The 23240-nt window shown below is 61.7% G+C and carries 19 protein-coding genes; 6 read left to right on the top strand and 13 right to left on the bottom strand.

What is annotated here, in order from left to right; translation table 11 throughout:
- Positions 1-287 precede the first annotated feature (287 nt).
- The gene (gene mutL / locus N434_RS08855) at positions 288-2117 is read left to right on the top strand and encodes a DNA mismatch repair endonuclease MutL (RefSeq protein WP_110757589.1); all 1830 of its coding nucleotides are present in this window, start codon (positions 288-290) and stop codon (positions 2115-2117) included.
- A 152-nt stretch (positions 2118-2269) separates the two neighbouring features.
- On the top strand, positions 2270-2491 hold the full coding sequence (locus tag N434_RS08850) for a DUF2093 domain-containing protein (protein ID WP_110757262.1): 222 nt from the start codon (positions 2270-2272) through the stop codon (positions 2489-2491).
- A 202-nt stretch (positions 2492-2693) separates the two neighbouring features.
- On the opposite strand, the gene lpxK is transcribed toward N434_RS08850, so the two are convergent.
- From lpxK to N434_RS08820, 6 genes are all read right to left on the bottom strand, one after another.
- The gene (lpxK, locus tag N434_RS08845) at positions 2694-3740 is read right to left on the bottom strand and encodes a tetraacyldisaccharide 4'-kinase (protein WP_110757260.1); all 1047 of its coding nucleotides are present in this window, start codon (positions 3738-3740) and stop codon (positions 2694-2696) included.
- A 146-nt stretch (positions 3741-3886) separates the two neighbouring features.
- Positions 3887-4624 carry an HAD family hydrolase gene (locus tag N434_RS08840; RefSeq protein ID WP_110757258.1) on the bottom strand — a complete coding sequence of 246 codons (738 nt, stop codon included), beginning with the start codon at positions 4622-4624 and terminating at the stop codon, positions 3887-3889.
- Positions 4618-5940: a lipid IV(A) 3-deoxy-D-manno-octulosonic acid transferase gene (gene waaA, locus N434_RS08835; protein ID WP_110757256.1), complete on the bottom strand. Its 1323-nt coding sequence runs from the start codon at positions 5938-5940 to the stop codon at positions 4618-4620. The genes N434_RS08840 and waaA overlap by 7 nt, the downstream gene beginning before the upstream one ends.
- Positions 5941-6155: 215 nt before the next feature.
- Entirely contained in the window at positions 6156-6395 is a 240-nt protein-coding gene (locus tag N434_RS08830; protein WP_065116138.1) for a DUF4170 domain-containing protein, read from the bottom strand.
- Positions 6396-6456: 61 nt separating this feature from the next.
- Positions 6457-7263, bottom strand: coding sequence for a 3'(2'),5'-bisphosphate nucleotidase CysQ (locus tag N434_RS08825; RefSeq protein WP_065114981.1), 807 nt, complete (start codon positions 7261-7263; stop codon positions 6457-6459).
- Positions 7264-7357: 94 nt separating this feature from the next.
- Positions 7358-8704 carry a TldD/PmbA family protein gene (locus N434_RS08820; RefSeq protein ID WP_110757254.1) on the bottom strand — a complete coding sequence of 449 codons (1347 nt, stop codon included), beginning with the start codon at positions 8702-8704 and terminating at the stop codon, positions 7358-7360.
- 116 nt (positions 8705-8820) lie between these two features.
- Between N434_RS08820 and N434_RS08810 the strand changes: the two genes are divergently transcribed.
- The gene (locus tag N434_RS08810; protein ID WP_110757250.1) at positions 8821-10653 is read left to right on the top strand and encodes a monovalent cation:proton antiporter-2 (CPA2) family protein; all 1833 of its coding nucleotides are present in this window, start codon (positions 8821-8823) and stop codon (positions 10651-10653) included.
- A 67-nt stretch (positions 10654-10720) separates the two neighbouring features.
- On the opposite strand, the gene N434_RS08805 is transcribed toward N434_RS08810, so the two are convergent.
- The 3 genes from N434_RS08805 to N434_RS08795 form a co-directional block, all read right to left on the bottom strand.
- The gene (locus tag N434_RS08805; RefSeq protein WP_110757248.1) at positions 10721-11647 is read right to left on the bottom strand and encodes a patatin-like phospholipase family protein; all 927 of its coding nucleotides are present in this window, start codon (positions 11645-11647) and stop codon (positions 10721-10723) included.
- A gap of 187 nt (positions 11648-11834) precedes the next feature.
- On the bottom strand, positions 11835-12392 hold the full coding sequence (gene rsmD / locus N434_RS08800; protein WP_065114978.1) for a 16S rRNA (guanine(966)-N(2))-methyltransferase RsmD: 558 nt from the start codon (positions 12390-12392) through the stop codon (positions 11835-11837).
- Positions 12373-14280 carry a pseudouridine synthase gene (locus N434_RS08795; RefSeq protein WP_110757247.1) on the bottom strand — a complete coding sequence of 636 codons (1908 nt, stop codon included), beginning with the start codon at positions 14278-14280 and terminating at the stop codon, positions 12373-12375. The genes rsmD and N434_RS08795 overlap by 20 nt, the downstream gene beginning before the upstream one ends.
- Positions 14281-14351: 71 nt before the next feature.
- On the opposite strand from N434_RS08795, the gene N434_RS08790 reads away from it, so the two are divergent.
- Complete coding sequence (locus N434_RS08790) at positions 14352-14810, top strand: nucleoside deaminase (RefSeq protein ID WP_065114976.1); 459 nt, start codon at positions 14352-14354, stop codon at positions 14808-14810.
- A 61-nt stretch (positions 14811-14871) separates the two neighbouring features.
- Here N434_RS08790 and N434_RS08785 read toward each other — a convergent pair whose 3' ends face one another.
- The 4 genes from N434_RS08785 to N434_RS08770 all read right to left on the bottom strand — a co-directional run bounded on the left by N434_RS08785 (position 14872) and on the right by N434_RS08770 (position 20735).
- On the bottom strand, positions 14872-15516 hold the full coding sequence (locus tag N434_RS08785) for a hypothetical protein (protein ID WP_065114975.1): 645 nt from the start codon (positions 15514-15516) through the stop codon (positions 14872-14874).
- A 142-nt stretch (positions 15517-15658) separates the two neighbouring features.
- Complete coding sequence (ileS, locus tag N434_RS08780; RefSeq protein WP_110757245.1) at positions 15659-18562, bottom strand: isoleucine--tRNA ligase; 2904 nt, start codon at positions 18560-18562, stop codon at positions 15659-15661.
- Between the two features lie 280 nt (positions 18563-18842).
- Positions 18843-19823 (bottom strand): bifunctional riboflavin kinase/FAD synthetase, encoded by a 981-nt coding sequence (locus N434_RS08775; RefSeq protein WP_065114973.1) that lies wholly within the window; start codon positions 19821-19823, stop codon positions 18843-18845.
- Between the two features lie 63 nt (positions 19824-19886).
- Entirely contained in the window at positions 19887-20735 is an 849-nt protein-coding gene (locus tag N434_RS08770; protein ID WP_065114972.1) for a TIGR01459 family HAD-type hydrolase, read from the bottom strand.
- 368 nt (positions 20736-21103) lie between these two features.
- On the opposite strand from N434_RS08770, the gene groES reads away from it, so the two are divergent.
- Both groES and groL read left to right on the top strand, forming a co-directional pair.
- Complete coding sequence (gene groES, locus N434_RS08760) at positions 21104-21400, top strand: co-chaperone GroES (RefSeq protein WP_003522946.1); 297 nt, start codon at positions 21104-21106, stop codon at positions 21398-21400.
- A gap of 74 nt (positions 21401-21474) precedes the next feature.
- Entirely contained in the window at positions 21475-23109 is a 1635-nt protein-coding gene (gene groL, locus N434_RS08755; protein WP_063947704.1) for a chaperonin GroEL, read from the top strand.
- The last annotated feature ends 131 nt before the right edge of the window (positions 23110-23240 follow it).

Genomic DNA, 23240 nt, shown 5'->3' with positions numbered 1-23240 from the left:
GACAAATTCCGAAAAAGAGACATCAGGGTTCGCCACTTGAAGCAGTCTTGAGGAGAAGATGACGTTCACCCATAATCGACGTCACACACCACCCGAAAAGGGGGCCTCTTTCCTGCGGTCATTTCAAGCCGCCCCACCATAATCAAGGCCGATTAAAGGCGGATTAACGCTTACCCGGGTGTTGACGGAAATGATCAAATGCCCGGAAACCCGCAAAACATGTGCAAATTTCCGCAGCCCGGGTTTTTTACTTTCGAAGCGGCCGCGAATCCGCGAAAATGACGATCATGGCCATCAAGCAGCTTTCAGAAACCCTCATCAACCAGATCGCCGCCGGCGAGGTCATCGAAAGACCGTCCAGCGCCACGAAGGAACTGGTGGAAAACGCCATCGACGCGGGCGCGACCCGCATCGAGATCGCCACTGCGGGTGGCGGCAAGGGGCTGGTGCGGATTACCGACAATGGCTCCGGCATGTCGCCTGCCGATCTGGAGCTTGCGGTCAGGCGTCACTGCACCTCGAAAATTTCCGATACGCTGGATGATATCCGCACGCTCGGGTTTCGCGGCGAGGCGCTGCCCTCCATCGGCTCCGTCGCCAAGCTGACGATTACCAGCCGCCGACAGGGCGCGGAACAGGGCTCGGTGATTTCCGTCACCGGCGGCAAGGTGTCCGATGTGCGGCCCGCCGCGTCGAATGCCGGCACCATCGTCGAGGTGCGCGACCTGTTCTTTGCCACGCCAGCACGGCTGAAATTCCTGAAGACGGAACGCGCCGAGGCGGCCGCGATCACCGAGGTCGTCAAGCGCATGGCGATCGCCTTTCCGCATATCCGCTTCGTGCTGTCAGGCACGGACCGTTCGACGCTCGAAATCCCCTCCACGGGCGACGATCATCTCGCCCGCATGGCGCAAATCCTCGGCGCGGAATTCAAGGACAACGCCATCGAGATCGATGCCGGACGCGAGGATGTGACGCTGACCGGTTTTGCCGGCGTGCCGACCTTCAATCGCGGCAACTCGGCGCATCAATATGTCTTCGTCAACGGCCGCCCGGTGCAGGACAAGCTGCTTTTATCCGCCATTCGCGGCGCCTATGCCGAAACCGTGCCGCATGGACGATATCCGGTCGCGGTGCTGTCCATCACGCTCGACCCCGCCTTTGTGGATGTGAACGTGCATCCGGCGAAATCCGACGTGCGTTTTCGCGACCCCGGCCTCATTCGCGGGCTGATCGTCGGTGCGATCCGGCAGGCGCTGACGCGCGACGGCGACAGGGCTGCGACAACGGGCGCCAGCCAGATGATGAACGCCTTCCGCCCCGGCTACAGCCCGTCTGGCCTGCGGCCCTCCCCTTCCATGGCAGCCGCACCCTGGTCTGCCGCCACCTCGCCTTCGCGGCCGCTTACCGTTTCCGGGGACATGCAATTTGCGGAAGCGGTGCAATCGCGCTTTTCCGACATCACCATGCCGACAGCGCGGGCCGAACCGCGTGAGGTTTACGAAGCCGCCGCAAGCCCCTCGCCCGAACCGGTGCTCTACCCGCTCGGAGCCGCAAGGGCGCAGCTGCATGAGAACTACATCATCGCGCAGACGGAAAACGGCCTCGTCATCGTCGACCAGCATGCCGCGCATGAGCGGCTGGTGTTCGAGGAAATGCGCAATGCGCTGCATTCCAGGCGGCCGCCTTCGCAGGTGCTGCTCATTCCTGAGATCATCGATCTGCCGGAAGAGGATTGCGACCGGCTGATGGATCATGCCGCCGGTTTCGATGCGCTGGGCCTCGTCATCGAGCGTTTCGGTCCGGGCGCGGTCGCCGTCCGGGAAACGCCGGCCATGCTGGGCGAGGTCAATGTGCAGGGGCTGGTGCGCCAGCTTGCCGACGAGATCGCCGAATGGGATGCCGCCTCCACGCTGGCCAACAAGCTGGAATATGTCGCCGCCACCATGGCCTGCCACGGTTCCGTGCGCTCCGGCCGGCGCATGCGGCCGGAAGAAATGAACGCGCTTTTGCGGCAAATGGAAAACACGCCGGGCTCGGGACAGTGCAATCATGGCCGTCCGACCTATATCGAACTGAAACTTTCCGATATAGAACGGCTCTTCGGCCGAAGCTGACGCCATTCATTAAATGGCAGGCGGGCGGGGCTGGCCTTGCGCCGCGCCGGACTATATAAATTCAGGACACTGGAGCATCCGGATTGTTCAGGAGAACGCTACGCCGTTTCGGACTGGGTGCCCTGACAGGACAGAGCAGGAGACGAAAACGGATGAACAGATTTGAACGAGGCGGCAACCGCCTCGCCGTCATCGAATATCTCGACGGTGACTTCCGCATCGTCCAGACCGGCTCGCATGTCATCTGCGCCATCACCGGCAAGGCCGTTCCGCTCGATGAATTACGCTACTGGAGCGTGGCGCGACAGGAAGCCTATTTGGATGCGGCGGCTTCGCTCGAGGCCGAGCAGAAGGCTGGCAATTTGCCGGCGTGAGTTGGGAAGCGGCGTGCTGGCGCGTTTCAATGTTAAGCGGCTTTCTCAGGAGCCGTTGCAGAGGCGGCTGACACCCTCGCTCGACGTCATCCTCGGCCTTGTGCCGAGGATTTGCTGATGTCTCATAAATCGATAGGTTGCAGATGCTCGGGACAGGCCCGAGCATGACGGAGGAGAGGTTTCCGGACCTTGCCGACAACCTCTAAAATGACGACCGGGCATTTTCCCGCAGCAGGCGGGCGCGGCAATGCTGGATTGCGGCATCGATGATCGTCGCGGCCGCGTTGGGGTCATCGAACACCATGTCGATCTCGATCACCAGGCTGTTCCACAATAATTCTTCCGCCCGGCCGTGGTGCCCGTTAAGCCGCACGGCGTCCTTGGCGGTCGTCACCAGCTGCAAGTTCTGCCTGCCTGCATCCTGCAGAAGATCGGCGATCTCATCGTCGCTGAAGTGGTGATGATCCGGGAAAGAGCGCTGCAGCACGATATCGCCGCCAAGCGCCTCGACGGTTCTGAAAAACTTGGCCGGATCGGCGATACCGGCATAGGCCAGCACGCGCCTTCCCCTGAAATCCTGCGGCTCCTGTGGCGTGATCGCCGCCACGAAGACGGGTTTGGCGGCCTTTGCCGCCTGTCTCACCAGCGGATCGGCGGCATGGCCGTTGCCGACCTTCAAAAGACCGGTCATCTGCCGCATCTGCTCGGCCAGCGGCGCCCTGACGGGGCCACCCGGCACGAGATGGCCATTGCCGATGCCGCGTACCGTATCGATGACGACAAGCGCATAATCGAGCGTCAGGCGCGCGCTCTGGAAACCGTCATCCATGATGATGAGATCGACGCCCTCCTTCACCAGCCGGTGTGCGCCTTCCACGCGCCGGCGTGAAATCACCGTCACCGCCTCACGCGCCAGAAGCAGCGGCTCATCGCCGACATCGGCGGAGCGGTGGTGCTGTGGATCGACAAGGGTGGTGACATCAAGCGTGCCGCCATAACCGCGGCTGAGGAAACCGGGTTTCATTCCCCTGGCAACGGCGGCTCGGGCGATTGCTATCGCGGTCGGTGTCTTGCCTGCACCGCCGACCGTGAAATTGCCGATGCAGATCACGGGGACGGCAACGCTTGCCCGTTTCGCCGTTCGCATCCGCCGTCCGGCGACCTTGCCGTAGAGAAGCGAGAAAGGCGACAGGAACCATGCCTGCCAGCCCGCTTTCTGCCACCAGAAGGGCGGCGCCTCAGAAACCATCTATTTCCGCTCCCGGCCGCGTCGCCCACGGCATTCCGTTCGGATATCTCATATCAGGAAAGTTGTTTGCCAGAAAAAACCGTAAATTGCAAAAATGCAATATACGGATCGGACACACTTGCCGGCCCGGTGCCGTGAAGCCCGGTTCAGGCCACCCGTTCCGGCAGCAGGGCTTCAAGCGCGGTAATATCGTCAAAACAATAATCCGCATCCGCGCCGAGGCTTTCGCGGGAACCGGTTCCCGTCAGAACGGCGATGCGCAACCCCGCACCCGCATTTTTCGCCATATGCAGATCGTGATTATTGTCGCCGACAACAGCCACACGTTCCGGCGGAAATCCGATTGCTTGGCAGAAACCGAGAACCATGCCGGGCTGCGGCTTGGTGCCGTAACCGCTGTCATAACCCGCGACGAAATCGACATCGCTCTCGAAACCGAAGCGGATGGCCGTCTGGCGAATGGAATTTTCATTGTCGCTGGAGGCGATGCCGAGCTTGTAACCGCGCGCCTTCAGCCGTGCGAAAAACGCCTTGAGATCGGTGACGGGCACGGATTTATCCGCGGCCTCGGTGAAGAGCCGGTCGAGGCGCGCCGTCAGTTCGCCGACATCACAGGGCGAGCCGGCAGCGACCAGACCGGCGGCGATTTCCGCCGTATTGCCGGCGGCCAGCAGGCTGTCGGGCACCACATGGCCAGTGACGGGGTCCATGCCGCAGGCGATGAGAAGTCGGTCGGCAAGCGCCGCGTCGCCTTTGGCCGCGATCGCCGCAAGTTCGCGGTTCACCGGTCCCCAGCTGGCGTCATAACCTAAAAGCGTTCCGTCCTTGTCGAAAAGGACAGCGACAATCGACTGCGCCGCATCAAGTTCGATATCCGCTACCATGAACCGATGGCGCTCCGCGGTTGCAGCTTGGCCGAAACGGTAAGCGGGTTGATATAGGGTTCCAGCGCCTTGACGGTGGAGGACAGCGCGCCGCGCATATCCTGAATGACCCGATTGCCGGCATCGATCATCTTGTAGCGCTCATTGTCGTTGACCAGCAGATAATGCACCGCCTTGGCCAGCATCTCCACATCGCGGATGATGCGGCCGCCGCCGGCGCGGATCAGTTTCTGATAGGCCTCGCGGAAATTCTGCACATGCGCGCCCGACAAAACGGCACAGCCGAGCATGGCCGGCTCCAGCGGGTTCTGCCCGCCTTCCGCCGTCAGCGACCGGCCGACGAAGGCAAGCTCGGTCAGCCGCAGGTAAAGCCCCATTTCGCCGATGGAATCGCCAAGGAAAATATCGGTTTCCGGCGTGATCACGTCGTTGCGGCTACGGCGCGCCACCGTCAGTCCCATGCCCTTCAGCATGGCTTCCACATCGTCGCCACGCTCTGGATGGCGCGGCACGATGATGGTCAACTGGCCGTTGCGCGACTTGATCGCCGCGTGCACGGTGGCTGCGGCCTTTTCTTCACCGTCGAAGGTAGAGATCGCCGCCCAGGTCTTGCGGTTGCCGACCTGCTTGCGATAGGTCTCCAGCAGCGCCTCGTCGCAGGGCGGCGGGTCGGTATCGCCCTTGAGATTACCCGATATCACCACCGGCCAGGAGCCGAGATCGCGGAAACGCTCGGCATCGAGATCGGATTGCGCGACCACCAGCGCCAGCTTGGAAAACAGCGATTCCGCAATGTCGTGGCGGTTTTTCCAGCGGTCGAAGGACCGGTCGGACAGACGGGCATTGACCCGGATCTGCGGAATGTGCCGGCGCTCCAGTTCCATCATCGTCACCGGCCAGATTTCCGATTCAGCTGTTATGGCGGCGTCCGGCGCCCAATAGGTGAGGAAGCGGTTGACCGCGATCTTGATATCGAGCGGCACATATTGGTGGATCACATCGTCGCCCAGCCGCGTGCGGGTCAGTTCGGCCGAGGTGACGGTGCCGGTAGTCAGGAGCACGAAAATGTCGCGTTTGCGGATTTCGCGGATCAGCGGAATGAGGGCAAGCGTTTCGCCCACGCTTGCGGCATGGAACCAGACGAGCGGCCCGCGCGGGCGCTCGGCGCTGGCATAACCGAAACGTTCGAAGCGGCGGCGCTTGTCTTCCTTGCCCTTTGCGGCCCGATAGGAAAGGTAGGGCCGGGCAAAGGGATAGGCGGCAATACCGGCGATCCGGTAACCGGAAAGAGCGAAACGTGCGATACGGCTGCTCATGACATTCTGCCCTTGATCATTCCGCGCAATGCCCTTCCCCTGTTCTTGTTGTTATCGCCGCCTACTTCTTCTTAAATTGCGTCATTTTTTGTCATCGGAAACGAAAGCGCGATCACATTTTATCGTGCAGGAACTCCCGGCCTGCCGTTCTCAAGCAGGAATCACGGGAAAGCTCGCTTTCACCCAATAGTATTACAACGCAAGGGCAAAAGGACTCAATTTTTGTCGTCGGGATTGAGAAGACGGTGCATATGCACGATAAAATAACGCATATGGGCGTTATCGACAGTCATTTGCGCCTTGGACTTCCATGCCGTGAGCGCGGAAGCATAGTCCGGATAGATGCCGACGATATCGAGCGCCTTCAAATCCCGGAACTGAACATCCTGAAGGTTTTCCAGTTCGCCGCCGAAGACGAGGTGCAGCAGCTGTTTCGGTTTGCCGGATTCCGTCATGTCTTTATCTCTTTCTTGAACGCTGAGAGAGCCACCCATCTGCGGGATTTCCCGGCAAAGGTCAACTGTCAGACAGATGTGAAAACGCTTTCAAAAGTGCGGGCAGCGCATAATCTGCTGCAGCGCACAATGCGGGGTGGTTTACCTGACGGCGATTATACATCAGGGGTTTTCCATCGAGGCCGACCAGCCGGCCGCCGGACCTTTCAAGGATAAGATCGGCAGCGGCAAGATCCCACTCATGCGAATTGGCCTTGACCAGCGTTCCGTCGATGCGGCCATCCGCCACCATCGCCAGCCGGTAGGCCAGCGACGGCACGTGCGGAATGCGCTTTACGCCGCTTCGCACCTCTTCCGGCAGATGCGAGATCACGTCTTCGGGCGCCGCCAGATGGAAGATGCCGGCATTTTCGCGCACGGCGAAAATGGGCTCTCCGTTCTTCAGTGCCTCACCACCTTCAAGTGCGGTAAACTCCTCGGCAAGCGCCGGTGCAACAAGAACACCCACCACCGGCCGTCCTTCATGCACCACCGCGACGCTGACGCACCAGGTATCCCTGCCGCCGATGAAGGCGCGGGTTCCGTCGATGGGATCGACAACGAAGACGGTGGAGCGGGAAAGCCTCCCGGTATCGTCATCCGTCTCTTCCGAAAGCCAGCCATAGTCCGGCCGGGCGGAGCGCAGGATGGTTTCGAGAATTTCGTTGGCGGCATAGTCAGCCGCGCTGACCGGTGAAAGCCCGCCATTCTTCCACCAGACCTCGGGGTCCTTGCGGAAGAAACCGAGAGCCGTTTCGCCCGCCTTGCGCGCGGCTTTAAGGACCAGTCTCAGATCGGAGGCCCAGCGGGCCTCAGCCATATCGTTCATTTTGCCGTCTTTTCCGCGCGCCTTGCGCGGCGCGCCCGTTTTTCTCTTCGCACTTGCACATAAAGTGCCGGCGAAAACAACCCGCAGGCTTGGGTTACTTGCCCGCGATCGTCATGCCTTCGATGGCCAGCGTCGGTGCGGCAACGCCATATTTGCGGTCGATATCATTGGCCGGCGTAACCCGCATGAACATGTCCTTCAGGTTCGAGGCGATGGTCACCTCGGATACGGGGAAGGACTTTTCGCCATTCTCGATCCAGAAACCGCTCGCGCCGCAGCTGTATTCGCCCGTGATCATGTTGGCGCCATGGCCGATCAGCTCGGTGACGTAAAAGCCGGTTCCGACCTGCCGCAGCAAGTCCTCTGGCGAAATATCCCCCGGCTCCAGCGCCAGATTGGTGGAGGCCGGCGAAACCGAGGTGCCGCCGCGCACGCCGCGCCCGTTGGTTTCAAGGCCGAGTTCCCGCGCCGCCGAGGTGGAAAGGAACCAGTGCTTCAACACTCCGTCCTCGATCATTACCATCTTCTCGCCCCGGACACCCTCGCCATCGAAGGGACGCGAGGACGGGCCGCGCACGATCTGCGGATCATCCGTAAGGTAAAGGCCCTTTTTCAGAACCTGCTGGCCCATTTTATCGCGCAGGAAGCTGGTCTTGCGGGCAACCGAGGCGCCGTTGATGGCGCCGGCAATCGCACCGACAAAGCCGCGGGCGATGCGCGGATCGAAAACCACGGTGATATCGCTGCCGGTATCGACCTGACGCGGGCCGACGCGCCGCACCACTTTTTCACCGGCGCGGCGGCCAATCTCCTCGGCGGCATCCAGATCGGCATAATAAAGCCGGCTGTCGAAATCGTAGTCGCGCTCCATCTTCGTGCCTTCGCCGGCGATGACGCTGACTGAACGGCTGAAGCGGCTGCCCATATAGCTGCCGGAAAAACCGTGCGATGTGGCAAGCACGAGGCCGCCCATGCCGCTCGATGCGCCGGCGCCCGAGGAATTGCTGACGCCCTTGACGCCGAGTGCCGCCTCTTCCGAGGCAAGGGCAGCCTCGCGCAGCTGATCGGCCGACACTTCCGTCGCGTCGAAAAGCTGGAGATCGTCATAGGATGTCGCCAGCCGTTCCTTGTCCGCAAGGCAGGCAAAGGGATCTTCCGGCGAGACCTTCGCCATGGCCACCGCCCGTTCGGCCAGCGTCTTCAGATCAAAGCCGGGATTGGCCGAAACGCTCGCCACCCGGCGGCCAACGAAGACGCGCAGGGAAAAATCGTCGCTTTCGGAGGATTCGGTGCTTTCCACCTTGCCGAGCCGCACACCGACCGATTGCGAGCGGGAACGGACGACGACGGCATCCGCCTCATCCGCGCCGGCGGCACGGGCAAGATCGACAAGTTCGCTGGCGCGATCGAGAAGTTTGGAAGAATCTATTTCTGAGGACATGAGTTGGCCTTTCATTCCTGTTCCATTTATTGTGCCAGCAACCCCGCATCAAGGGCGAAACGCCGCTTTCTCCATTCGGACGGTATTGTCGCCACCCTATTCGAAAGTCCGCCCGCATGACCGAGCACGACGCTCTCTTTTCCGAACCCCTGCTGCTTCTGGCCGGCGCGGTCATCGCCGCCTCGGTTTTCCGCAAGCTCGGGCTTGGCACCGTGCTCGGTTATCTGGTGGCGGGCATCATCATCGGGCCGTTCCTGCATCTGGTCACGGATGCGAAGGACATCTTCAATGTCTCGGAACTGGGCGTGGTTTTCCTGCTCTTCATCATCGGTCTGGAACTGAAGCCCTCGCGCATATGGCAGATGCGGCGCGATATTTTAGGTCTCGGGCTGGCGCAGGTGCTGGTGACCGGCAGCGTGCTGGCGGCCATTGCCTGGTGGGCGGGGCTGATCGATGCGCGCGGCAGCCTCGTTGCGGGTTTCGGTCTAGCGCTTTCCTCCACCGCCTTCGCGCTGCAAATCCTTGAAGATGACGGCGACATGAATACCCGGCACGGCAATCGGTCCTTTTCGATCCTGCTGTTTCAGGACCTCGCCATCGTGCCGCTTCTCGCCCTCGTCACCATTCTTTCCAACCGGCCGGATGTGGCATCGGACTCGATGGTTTACGATCTCGTCGCCTCGGTCCTTGCGGTGGCGGGCATGGTGCTGGCCGGACGCTTCCTGCTGACACCGATGTTCCAGATCATCGCCCGCACGGGCGCACGCGAGGTAATGATCGCGGCGGCACTCTTCGTCGTCATCGGTGCGGCCGCCATCATGGAGGCTGTCGGGCTTTCCATGGGCATGGGAGCGCTGCTGGCGGGGCTGATGCTGTCGGAATCCTCCTACCGGCACGAGCTGGAAGCCGATATCGAGCCGTTTCGCGGACTGTTTCTGGCGTTGTTCTTCATGGCCGTCGGCATGTCGCTGCATGTCAACATCGTCTATGAGCACATCCTCCTCATCCTGATCGCCGTGCCGGCGATGATGGCGGTGAAGGCGGCGCTGATCTATGCTCTTTGCCGCATTGCCGGTTCCTCGCGTTATGCATCGAGCCGCATCGCGCTGCTTCTGGCGCAGGGCGGCGAATTCGGCTTCGTACTCTTCACCACGGCCGCAGCTTCGGGGCTGTTTCCGCAGGCGACCGCCTCGATCCTCGTTGCCGTTGTCACGCTTTCCATGGCGCTGACGCCGCTTCTGGCGGTGATTTCCCGCCGGCTGACGGCGGAGGATGCGGAGGAGGACAAGCTGGAAGAGGATTTCGACGGCGCGGGTGCGGATGTGCTGATGATCGGTTTTTCCCGCTTCGGCCAGATCGCCTCACAGATTCTTCTGGCCGGCGGGCGCGACGTCACTGTCATCGACAGTTCCGCCGACCGTGTGCGCCAGGCTGCCCGTTTCGGTTTCCGTATCTTTTTCGGAGACGGCACCCGCAAGGACGTGCTGATCGCCGCCGGAATAGAGCGGGCCGATCTCGTGGCCGTCTGCACCCACAAGAAAGAGGTCACCGACCACATCATCGACATGATCCAGTCGGAATTTCCCAGTGTGCGTATCTATGCCCGCTCCTATGATCGCGTCCATTCCCTGTCGCTGAGGAAAAAGGGCGTGGAATATGAAATCCGTGAAACGCTGGAATCCGGCTTGCTGTTCGGCAGGCGGATTCTGGAAGGGCTGGACATGGATGGCGAGCGGGCGCTGGCGATCTCCGACGATATTCGCGAACGTGACGAGGAACGGCTGCAGCTGCAGGCCGTGGAAGGCCTCGCCGCCGGCCGGCAGATGCTGCACAACAAGCCGGTGCGCGAAGTGAAGCCGGAGCCGCTGATGAAGCCGAAGAACAAGGCGGAGAAGCGGGAGGAGGAAGAAGGGGATATGGAGGACAGCGAGACGGAAGTGTCGCTGTGAATTCCACGTCAAGTCAGTGACTGGGAGCGCGCCGCGTGTTTCTGGAGAATATTCAAGGGGGTAGCGCTCAGGCCTCCACGCCCTGCCCGCGATGAAACAGCTCCACCTGCATGTCGATCTGCCGTTTCAGATCGTCCTTGATACCGGCGGAGGCGTTCAGCACCTCTTCCGACTTCAGGAAATCCAGCACGCCGAAACGGTGCACCGGCGGGCGCAGGAAGATATGCGGCGGGCGTAATCTGAGTTTCAGGGCAATCGCCGCCTGCATCATCAGCTGGCTGGCGCCGAACAGGCTGTCCAGACGGTTCGGCATGGTGGTGCCGTCGCCTTCCGGGCCGCCGACCACATCGATACCGATGACGATATCGGCATGATCCAGCAGGTGCTCATAGGGAACGGGATTGAAGATGCCGCCATCGATCATGATGCGGCCATCGATGCGCACCGGCATGAACAGCGCCGGAATGGCGGCGGATGCCGCCAGCGCCTGGATAATCTCGCCGCTTTCCACCACCACTTCGGTCTGGGCGTAATAATCCGTCGTGACCACCTTCAGGGGAATGGCAAGCTCTGAGAAGTCCTTCGGCAAAGCCTGCGGCATCAAGGCATGGAGGATGAGCTCGAGATTGAACTGCCCGAGGCGAAAACCATCGACCGCGTGGCGCATGGATGCAGGCCCGAGGCTCCAGAGCCGGTTGGCGACCGAACCCTTGCGCCCCATGAGTTCGAGCGTGTATTCGCGGATTTCCCGGCCCGACATGCCTGCCGCCATGCCCGCGCCGATGATGGAGCCGATGGAGGAGCCAGACAGCACCACCGGCCGGATGCCGAGTTCGTCCAGCGCTTCGATGATATTGATGTGGCAGATGCCGCGTGCACCGCCACCGCCGAGCGCCAGCCCGAATGTCGGCTCGTGGCTGCCCGCACCATCGCCCTTGAGGACATCTTCCCCGGCGCGGACGACCGTGACGTTCTCGTTTACACCCTGATCCATGCGAATACCCAAACTCTCTCCGCGGAAAAGACTTTGCCTATTCGGCAAACAAGACAAGACCGTGGCGTGACGGGAAGGTGTTCCTGTTAGAGCGTTTCGCTTTTCCCAAGAATCGCCAAAACGCCCTAACTCTTTGTTCTGTCGCATTTCCGGACGGAAATCGGTCTCCGCTTTTCCTGGAAATGCTCTAGGGCTCGTAGCGGTAGAAATGCATTTTCGTGTCACCGAAGATGCGGCTTTCGAGCGGTTTGAACGCTGCATCGACCTTCACCGTGACGTCGCCGCGCTCTTCCAGAATGGCGAGCGCGCCGGGTGTCAGCCAGCCGCCGCCATGCGCCGCCGCGAACGCCTTTTCGCCATGGCCATGGCCATAGGGCGGATCGGCGAAGAGAAGATCGAAGGGCTCGATATTGTTGACGCCGCCGAGCTTGGTGGCGTCACGCCGCAGGATGCGGGCGCGGCCATGCAGGCCCAGCGCATCGATATTTTCCCAGAGCAGCCCCCTGCCCTCGACGCCGTTTTCGACGAAGAGCGCCACCCGGCACCCGCGCGACAGGGCCTCCAGCCCGACCGCGCCGGTTCCGGCGAAAACGTCCAGAACCCGCGTACCGTCAAGACTTTCCGGATAGGCGTGGCTCAGAATGTTGAAGAGGCTTTCCCGCGTCCTGTCGATGGTCGGACGAATGGAATTGGTTTTCGGCGCGGCCAAAGTCCGGCCGCGGAACTCACCGCCTACGATCCGCATTACGTGTCATTCCCCTGCCTCCAGAAGGTTTGCCACCCGGGCCTTTGCCGCCCGGCTTGCCGCCGCCGGGACCACCGGGGCCTTTGCTCTTGCCTGAGAAACCCGAACGTTCGCCACGCTCGCCCGATTTTCCGAAAGATGGCTTGCCGAAGCCGGGTTTACCATCCGGCTTGCCGCCACGGGGCTTGTCTCCCGCAGGGCGCTCACCGCGTGGGCGGTCACCGTCTTCACGGGGCCTGTCGCGGAACGGACGGTCACCGAAAGGTTTTTCGCCACGTGGACGGTCGCTGCGCGGGCGGTCACCCTCTTCGCGCGGCCTGTCACGGAATGGCCGGTCGCCAAAAGCTTTGCCGCCGCGCGCCGGACGGTCGCCGAAGTTCTTTTCACCGCGCGGACGATCACCTTCTTCACGCGGCCTGTCGCGGAATGGCCGGTCGCCGAACGGCTTTGCGCCGCGTCCACCGCGATCACCAAAGCTCTTTTCGCCGCGCGGACGGTCGCCGCGTCCGCGACCGCCTTCTTCTTCGCGGGGGGAATCCGAACGGATCCACTCGCCCTCGGCATCCGCATGCCGCACGACGTTGCGGCGCGCTTCGTCCTGGGCGGAAGGCTTCTTGAAGAGGTTTTCGGCTTCCGCGCGGGCGGAAGACTTGCGTTCCTTGCCGTCACGGGTCGGCCTTGCGCCGGGCGCCATCCAGACATTGGCCGTGCGGCTGGTACCGGCGGGCTGGCGTGGGCGGCGGTCGTCGCCATCATCCTCGCTGCGGCCCTTGGCGCCAAATTTCCCGGCGGGCTTGGAGCCGAACTTGCCGGCTGGCTTGTCGCCACGCTTGGTATCGAGACGGCCGAGCGCCTTTTCGCGACGATCCTCGGGCTTGCCGCCCTTTTCGAAGCGCGGCTTGCCTTCCGGCGCATCGCTCTTTGCCCATTCGGATTTCACGGGCCGCTTCGGCGCGTTGTCTTCCTCATCCTCAACGGGCGCATTATAGATCGGTGCATCGAAATTGGCGCCCGCCTCTTCGATCAGGCGCGGGCCAAGCTGGTCGCGCAGCATGCGGCCGCGCACTTCCAGCACCTTGCCCTCAGCGAGATCGCCAAGCTGGAACGGGCCGTAGGAAACGCGGATCAGGCGGTTGACCTCGAGACCCAGCGCGCCGAGCACGTTCTTGATCTCGCGGTTCTTGCCTTCGCGCAGGCCCATGCTGATCCAGACATTATGGCCCTGAGTGCGGTCCAGCGTCGCGTCGATCGCGCCATAAAGCACGCCGTCGACGGCGATACCTTCCTTCAGCTTGTCGAGCGCGGCCTGATCGACCTCGCCATGGGCGCGCACGCGGTAGCGGCGCAGCCAGCCGGTGGTCGGCAGTTCCAGCACGCGGGAAAGACCGCCATCGTTTGTGAGCAGCAGCAGGCCTTCGGTATTGATATCGAGGCGGCCGATGGAGAGCACACGGGGGAGCTCGCCCGGCAGATTGTCGAAAACGGTCGGACGGCCTTCCGGGTCGGAATTGGTCGTCACCAGACCGGCGGGCTTGTGGTAGAGCCACAGTCGCGTGCGCTCGGCGCCGCGAATCGGCATGCCGTCGACTTCGATCTTGTCGGACAGCGTGGCGTTGACCACCGGCGTATCCAGCTTGACGCCGTTCAGCGACACGCGGCCTTCCATGATCATGCGCTCGACATCGCGGCGCGAGGCGACACCGGCGCGCGCCATGATCTTGGAAATGCGTTCCGGCTTGCCACCGCCAACGGTTTCGGGCGCCGGGGCAGCCTTTGCCTCGGCCGGTTTCTTTTCGCGCTCTGCGGCGGGCTTGCCGGGGCCTTTCGGCTTCCTGTCGCGGCTAAATGTCTTGCCACCGTCACGCTTCGGCTTGTCTTTAAAAGTCATTTGCTGTTTGCCTGTTGTTTGGGCTGTCCTATCAGGTCCAAGCACAAGGGTTAAGAGGAAATTGAAACGCAATGGCCGAAAGGACGCATTTCATGGAGCTGGCGCTTGCGGAAGCCCGAGCCGCGGCTGAGCGGCAGGAGGTTCCGATCGGCGCCGTACTGGTTCTGGACGGCCGCGTCATCGCCCGTTCCGGCAATCGCACCCGTGAATTGAACGATGTGACGGCGCACGCCGAAATCGCCGTGATCCGCATGGCCTGCGAGGCTCTGGGGCAGGAACGCCTGCCGGGCGCCGATCTCTACGTTACGCTGGAGCCCTGCACCATGTGCGCGGCGGCGATTTCATTCGCCCGTATCCGCCGGCTCTATTACGGCGCGCAGGACCCAAAGGGCGGCGCTGTGGAGAGTGGCGTGCGCTTCTTCAGCCAGCCGACATGCCACCATGCGCCGGATGTCTATTCGGGACTGGCGGAAAGCGAAAGTGCTGACATTCTGCGGCAGTTCTTTCGCGAGAAACGTCTCGAGGATTGAGCGGCGAGCGGGAGAGATGAAGCTTCCCGCCAGCCATCAGCCATTTTTTACCGGCCAGTTTTTACTGGAAAGGGTTCCACCAGCTCTTGCCGGTATTTGCCACAGCCGCTTCTTTCTTGCGGCGCTTTTCCTTCTTCTGTTCCGGCTCGCCAAGATCGGTCAGCTGATCCTGCGGAACACTGCGATATTCAGCCGGCGGGTCGGTGAGGAAGCGGCGCTGGGCGTTGACGACGGAACCGCCCTGGGCGTCGGCCTTGGCCTTGCGGAAGGCTTCCCATTTCTGGCTTTCGGTCATCTGGCCAGCCGTGCCGTTGCCGGCAAGCAGCGGCGAGCGGTAATGCGGGTTGTTCTTGTTGGCGTCCGCCTCTTCGCGCAGGCGTTCGCGGGTTTCTTCCGGCGATTCGACCCATTGCGGATTGTTTTCGCGGTTCGCCATGTTCTGCTGCGGCGCGGCCAGCTGTTCGGCACGGGCCTGGGCGGGAACGACGAGGCCGGGGCGCGGGCTGTATTTCAGGTTACGCTTTTCCTGATCGTTGCCGGTGATCGAGGTCGCGCTGCCGAGATCGTCGACAAGCTGTTCAGCCGCCGTCTTGCCCGTACCGTAGGTCGGGCTCGTGCAGGCGCCCAGCAGCACGCCTATCGTCGTGACGCCAACAACCGTGCGAAACATGCCCAAACCCTGCGCATTACCCTGCATCGTCTTCATTGAAACCCTTCCAGCCGTCCGTCCCACTTCGCCAGACATCGTCTTTCGGCAGGCGGCAGCCCGCATTGCCGTGCAAATCCGGCCATTTTCAGGCAGATGTACCGGATGAAGAGGCAAAGCGCAATTCACCCGGCCATTTTCATTACGAGAGTGCGGCAAGCTCACGCAGCGCCGCCGCGTCGCGGGCCGATACATCGGGATAGTCCGGATCGGAGCCGACATCGGTGGTGATGCGCCAGGAGCGGGCGCATTTTGCGCCTTCCGCCAGCTTCTGCTCGACCACGACCTTTGCAACTTCCGGCAGACGGAAGCCATCGGCGGGGCCTTCATCGCCCACAACCGAGATGGCCGAGGTGATGCAGATTTCGGCGAAGTCCTGGCCCTTCAGCGCTGCCAGAAGATCGGCATCGGCGATGTGGACGATCGGCGCGGCCTCGAGCGAGGAACCGATGCGCTTTTCACGGCGTTCGACTTCCAGCGCGCCGGTGACGACGGTGCGGACCTTGCGGATTTTTTCCCACTTCGCTTCCAGCGCATCGTTTTTCCATTCCGCCGGGATTGCCGGGAACTGGACGAGATGCACCGATTCCGCATCCGGATAACGCGACAGCCACGCTTCTTCCGTTGTGAAGGGCAGCATCGGCGCGAGCCAAGACACGAGGCAGTCGAACAGTTTGGCGATGACCGACAGGGCGGCGCGGCGCTTCAGCGACGACGGCGCGTCGCAATAAAGCGTGTCCTTGCGGATATCGAAGTAGAAGGCGGAAAGCTCGACATTGGCGAAATCCACCAATGCGCGGGCGATCTTCTTGAATTCGAAGCCGTCATAACCCTCGCGCACGACCTTATCCAGATCGGACAGGCGGTGCAGCACCAGCTTTTCCAGCTCCGGCAGATCGTCATAGGCGATCTCTTCGCCCTTGTAGTGGGCAAGGGTGCCGAGCATCCAGCGGATGGTGTTGCGCAGCTTGCGATAGGCATCGACATTGGTCTGGATGATGGCCTTGCCGAGGCGCTGATCATCCCAGTAGTCTGTTGTCATGACCCACAGGCGCAGGATATCGGCGCCCGCGTCCTTCATGACTTCCTGCGGCGAGACGACGTTGCCCTTGGACTTGGACATCTTCTCGCCCTTCTCATCCATGGTGAAACCATGGGTGACAACGGCGTTATAGGGCGCACGGCCGCGCGTCGCGCAGCTTTCCAGCAGCGACGAATGGAACCAGCCGCGATGCTGGTCGGAACCTTCCAGATAGACATCCGCCGGCCACTTCATGTCCGGGCGATCTTCCAGCGTGAAGGTATGGGTGCAGCCGCTGTCGAACCAGACGTCGAGAATGTCCATGACCTGCTGCCAACGGGCATGGTCGTGGTCGTTGCCGAGGAAACGTTCCTTGGCGCCTTCGGCGAACCAGGCATCCGCGCCTTCGGCCTCGAAGGCCTCCAGAATGCGGGCGTTGACGGCCTCATCGACCAGAACTTCACCCTTTTCGTCGGCGAAAACGGCGATCGGCACGCCCCAGCTGCGCTGGCGCGACAGAACCCAGTCGGGACGACCTTCGATCATGGCGCGCAGGCGGTTCTGACCGGAGGCCGGAACGAAGCGGGTCTGGTCGATGGCATCAAGCGAACGCGACCGCAGCGTCGTGCCGTCGCCCAGTTCCTTGTCCATATAGACGAACCATTGCGGCGTGTTGCGGAAGATGACCGGCTTCTTGGAGCGCCAGCTATGCGGATAGCTGTGCTTCAGGCGGCCGCGGGCAAACAGGTTGTTTTCCGCGATCAGCGCCTTGATGACACGCTCGTTCGCGTCACCCTTCTTGCCGTTGTCGTCCATGACACGGGCAGCGCCGCCTTCGGCGGACGGGCCGAAACCGGGGGCATCTTCGGTGTAGAAACCGTCATCGCCAACCGGGAACGGGATGGCCGACGAAACGCCACGCGCTTCCAGCTCACGCTGATGCGCGGTCCAGACGTCAAAGTCCTCGCGGCCATGGCTTGGCGCGGTGTGCACGAAGCCCGTACCGGCATCGTCGGTGACATGATCGCCATCGAGAAGCGGGACCGGGAAATCATAGCCGAGCGACGCCAGAGGATGGGCGCAGGTGATGGCGGCCAGTTCTTCGGTTTTCACGCCGCGAACGAGCTTGAAGGTCAGCTTCGCCTTGGCCGCTGCCTCATCGGCAAGCTTCTTGGCGAAGATCAGCTTTTCACCCGGCTGCGGGCCGAAATCGTTCTGCGCGCTTTCGACTTCGAACAGGCCATATTCGACCCGCGAAGAGAACGCGATGGCGCGGTTACCGGGGATGGTCCACGGCGTCGTTGTCCAGATGACGACGGAGACGCCGGAAAGACCGGGAACCGCATCCTTGACCGGGAACTTCACCCAGATCATGTCGCTCTCGACATCGGCATATTCGACTTCGGCTTCCGCCAGCGCCGTGCGCTCGACCACCGACCACATGATGGGCTTCGAGCCGCGATAGAGCTGGCCGGTGCGGGCGATCTTCAGCAGTTCGCCGGCGATGCGGGCTTCGGCGTGGAAGTTCATTGTGGTGTAGGGATTGTCGAAGTCACCCTCGATGCCGAGGCGCTTGAACTCCTCCGACTGAACCTTGATCCAGCCGGCCGCGAAGTCACGGCACTCCTTGCGGAATTCGTTGACCGGAACCTCGTCCTTGTTCTTGCCCCTGGCGCGATAGGCTTCCTCGATCTTCCATTCGATCGGCAGGCCGTGGCAATCCCAGCCCGGCACGTAATTGGCGTCGTAACCGCGCATCTGGAACGAGCGGGTGATGACGTCTTTCAGGATCTTGTTCAGCGCATGGCCGATGTGGATATTGCCGTTGGCATAGGGCGGGCCGTCATGCAGCACGAATTTTTCGCGGCCGGCGGCGGAGGCGCGCAGGCGTTTGTAGAGGCCCATTTCCTGCCAGCGTTTCACCGTTTCCGGTTCCTTCTGCGGCAGGCCGGCACGCATCGGAAAATCCGTCTGCGGCAGATAGAGGGTGGAGGAGTAATCCAGTTTTTCTGCGGTGTCGCTCATAATCGTACCGTTGTTGCGCGCCGTGTCGGTCGCGCCGTCTCAATTTCAAAGAGGGCAAATACGGAAAGCGCCATGACCAAAGTCATGACAAGCGCCAAAATCCCGGACCTTCCGGCTCGTCAGAGCGGGCGGAAGGCCGGGCCAATAATTCGGCCAATCTGAGTTTTAAACATCAACCGGTATTGGGACATGGCCGGTTGTTTATGCGGTTTTCCGGCAAAAAGGAAGAGAAAAGCGACGGCAATATCGGCCGGAACAGGGGCTGACCGGCCTTACCCGGTCAGAACGCGATCCTGGCGTCCAGTTCGCTGAGCGGGCGCACGCCCGATAACATCGCCCTCGCCTCTTCTTCATCGCGCCTGATCTGGGCGACGAGCGGATCGAGACCGTCGAATTTCAACTCATCGCGCAGGTGCCCGAAGAAGGAGACCGAACAGACCTCGCCATAGAGATCGCCGGAAAAATCGAAGACGAATGTTTCGAGCAGCGCCGCACCGTTTTCAGTGACGGTCGGGCGGTAACCGAAGCTTGCCACGCCATCGCGGATCGAACCGTCCGGGCGGCGGAACCGCACGGCATAGATGCCGGCCTTCAGTTCCGTTTCCGGCGCCAGCGCCATGTTGGCGGTGGGATAACCCAGCGTGCGACCGAGCTTCTGGCCACCGATGACCTCGCTTTCCACCGTGAAGCGATAACCGAGCAGGCCGGCGGCGCCGGCCACATCGCCTTCGCACAGAAGCGAGCGAATCCGGCTGGAGGAGACGACATCCGCGCCCTCGTCGCGGAAGGCATCCACCAGCGTCACGTCGAAGCCATGGCGTTTGCCGGCCTCCATCAGAAATGCCGGCCCGCCTTCGCGGCCCTTGCCGAAATGAAAATCGAAGCCGGTGACGACAGCGCTGGCGTGAAGCCAGTCGACCAGAATGGACTGGACGAATTCCTCCGCCGAGCGCTGCGAAAATTCCCGGTCGAAGGGATATTCGATGACGGAGCGGAAACCGATGGCCTCAAGGATGCGCGCCTTGAGTGGCGCGGGCGTGAGGCGAAAGACCGGCGTATCGGGACGGAAGATGGAACGGGGATGCGGCTCGAAAGTCAGCACCAGCGCGGGAACGCCACGGGCTTCCGCCAGCTCCAGGGCACGATCCAGCACGGCCCGGTGGCCGCGATGCACGCCGTCGAAATTGCCGATGGCGATGACGCCGCCGCGAAGAGCTTCCGGCAGCGGCTCCTTTTTTTCATTGCGGTGAAAGACGGTCATGGCAATCGATCCATTCCTGCGCCAGCTATTCCTCAGCCGAGACGCCACTCAGGCAAGACATCTTCAGGCAAGACGGGGCATCCACCAGCCGGGAGCCGCGCCCTGCCCCTTGAGATAGGCGTTGAGAAGCGCCTCGTCCGTCTGGCCGTTCAGCGTGTATTCGGCGGCGTGAATGCCGCCGCTGATATAAAGAAGGTTGAGGCCGCTCGCAATCGCGCCCTTCACATCCGTCGGCATGCCGTCGCCGATGGCAAGCACGCGATCCTTGGCGAAGGTGCCGCGCACCTCTTTGGCCGCCGCAAGGCAGGCCTCATAGATCGGCGCATGCGGCTTGCCGGCAATGCGGACCTCGCCGCCGAGCTGTTCGTAATAGGCGGCCATGGCGCCGGCGCAGGGAATGATGCGCTCGCCGCGCTCCACCACCAGATCGGGATTGGCGCAGATCATCGGCACATTGCGGGCAATGAAGCCCTTGAGCATTTCGGTATAATCCTCGGGCGTTTCCGTCTCGTCATCGAAAAAGCCGGTGCAGACCACGGACTGCGCTTCCGCCTCGCCGACGCGCTCGACATCGAGACCGTCAAGCAGCGGCATGTCCCGCTCCGGGCCGAGCAGGAAGACTTTCTTCGGGCCTTCCGCGATCAGGCCGCGGGTGACGTCGCCGGATGTGATGATACGGTCATAGGCCTCATCCGGTACGCCGAGAACGCGCAGCTGGGCAATGACGCCGGGAGCGGGGCGCGGCGAATTGGTGATGAGCACCACCGTCTTGCCGGCGTTGCGCGCTTCCCGCAGTGCAACCGCCGCATCCGGAAAGGCGCTGACGCCATTGTGCAGCACGCCCCAGACATCCGAAAGAATAACGTCGAACCCATCAGTGATTTCGCCGAGGGTGAGAATGCGATGGGCCATGAGATGCTTTCCGGATGCGAGAAAAGGGTGAGCGTCACATCGCAAAGCGGGACGCCGATGGCAAGGAAAAAAGCGCCGCCAGACCGGTCTTTGGCCCGCCTGACGCAGCATGAACACAAATGCCCCTTAGATGCGATGCGGCCGCAACGGGCAAAAAGAACGACGTCTGCGCGCCCGTCCGCGCATGGGAAATTTCTGTCATGGAACGCTGATAACCATAAGCCATGAAATTTTTCAGACAGGGCGTTCTTGACTCCGGCAGAAGCCCTCCTTATCTCGGTTCCGCTGGCACTCGATAAAGGAGAGTGCTAACACCCATCAGGCGAGTTCCAAAAGCTCGCGCAGTCATTTGATCGAGGGATTAGGCAATGACAAGCACCAATTTCCGCCCGCTTCACGATCGCGTCGTCGTTCGTCGCGTTGAATCCGAAGCCAAGACCAAGGGCGGCATCATCATTCCCGATACCGCCAAGGAAAAGCCGCAGGAAGGCGAAATCGTCGCCGTCGGTTCCGGCGCACGTGACGAGTCCGGCAAGGTTGTCGCTCTCGACGTCAAGGCTGGCGACCGCGTTCTGTTCGGCAAGTGGTCGGGCACCGAAGTCAAGCTCAACGGCGAAGACCTTCTGATCATGAAGGAAGCCGACATCATGGGCATCATCGGCTGATTTCAGTCGACCCATCGTTTCCTTAAATTTCAAGCCGGACCCGTTCCGGCCATTCGAAACCAGGAGTTTTGAACATGGCAGCCAAAGAAGTAAAATTCGGCCGCACAGCGCGCGAAAAGATGCTCAAGGGCGTCGACGTTCTTGCTGATGCAGTGAAGGTCACCCTCGGCCCGAAGGGTCGTAACGTCGTTATCGACAAGTCCTTCGGCGCTCCGCGCATCACCAAGGACGGCGTTTCCGTCGCCAAGGAAATCGAACTGGAAGACAAGTTCGAGAACATGGGCGCACAGCTCGTTCGCGAAGTTGCCTCCAAGACCAACGACATCGCCGGCGACGGCACCACCACCGCGACCGTTCTGGCCCAGGCCATCGTTCGCGAAGGTTCCAAGGCAGTTGCTGCCGGCATGAACCCGATGGACCTGAAGCGCGGTATCGATCTGGCCGTTGCTGAAGTCGTCAAGGACCTTCAGGCCAAGGCCAAGAAGATCAACACGTCTGAAGAAGTCGCGCAGGTCGGCACGATCTCCGCAAACGGCGAGCGTCAGATCGGTCTCGACATTGCTGAAGCAATGCAGAAGGTCGGCAACGAAGGCGTCATCACCGTCGAAGAAGCCAAGACCGCCGAAACCGAACTCGAAGTCGTCGAAGGCATGCAGTTCGACCGCGGCTACCTGTCGCCCTACTTCGTGACCAACCCGGAAAAGATGGTTGCGGACCTCGAAGACGCATACATCCTCCTGCACGAAAAGAAGCTCTCGAACCTCCAGGCCATGCTGCCGGTTCTCGAAGCTGTCGTTCAGACCGGCAAGCCGCTCGTCATCATCGCTGAAGACGTCGAAGGCGAAGCTCTTGCAACACTCGTCGTCAACAAGCTGCGTGGCGGCCTCAAGATCGCTGCCGTCAAGGCTCCGGGCTTCGGCGACCGCCGCAAGGCCATGCTGGAAGACATCGCCATCCTGACCGGTGGTACCGTCATTTCCGAAGACCTCGGCATCAAGCTCGAAAACGTGACCCTCGACATGCTCGGCAAGTCGAAGAAGGTTTCGATCTCCAAGGAAAACACCACGATCGTTGACGGCGCCGGCCAGAAGTCCGACATCGAAGGTCGTGTTGCCCAGATCAAGGCGCAGATCGAAGAAACCACTTCCGATTACGACCGCGAAAAGCTGCAGGAACGTCTTGCCAAGCTCGCTGGCGGCGTTGCCGTTATCCGCGTCGGCGGTTCGACGGAAGTCGAAGTGAAGGAAAAGAAGGATCGCATCGACGACGCTCTCAACGCGACGCGCGCTGCCGTTCAGGAAGGCATCGTACCGGGCGGCGGCGTTGCCCTGCTGCGTTCTTCCACGAAGATCACCGCAAAGGGTGAAAACGACGACCAGGAAGCCGGTATCAACATCATCCGCCGCGCCCTGCAGGCTCTGGTTCGCCAGATCGCAGACAACGCAGGTGACGAAGCTTCCATCGTTGTCGGCAAGATCCTCGAGAAGAACGAAGACAACTACGGCTACAACGCCCAGACCGGCGAATATGGCGACCTGATCCAGCTCGGCATCGTCGACCCGGTCAAGGTTGTCCGTACGGCTCTGCAGAACGCAGCTTCGGTTGCTTCGCTGCTGATCACCACCGAAGCCATGATCGCCGAGCTTCCGAAGAAGGACGCTCCGATGCCGGCAATGCCGGGCGGCGGCATGGGCGGCATGGACTTCTAATCAGTCCTGTCACTGGAATGAGGAAAGGGCGGTCTTCGGATCGCCCTTTTTCGTTTGCCGCCCATGCCTTTAGAGTGGTCCGGCGTCGCAAGCGCGCCAGACGGGCGGCATGGACTTCCAATCAGTCCTGT

The organism is Rhizobium sp. UGM030330-04 (assembly GCF_003208455.1).
Taxonomy (GTDB): Bacteria; Pseudomonadota; Alphaproteobacteria; order Rhizobiales; family Rhizobiaceae; genus Agrobacterium; species Agrobacterium rhizogenes_A.
This window is presented reverse-complemented; position numbering and strand designations above follow the sequence as displayed.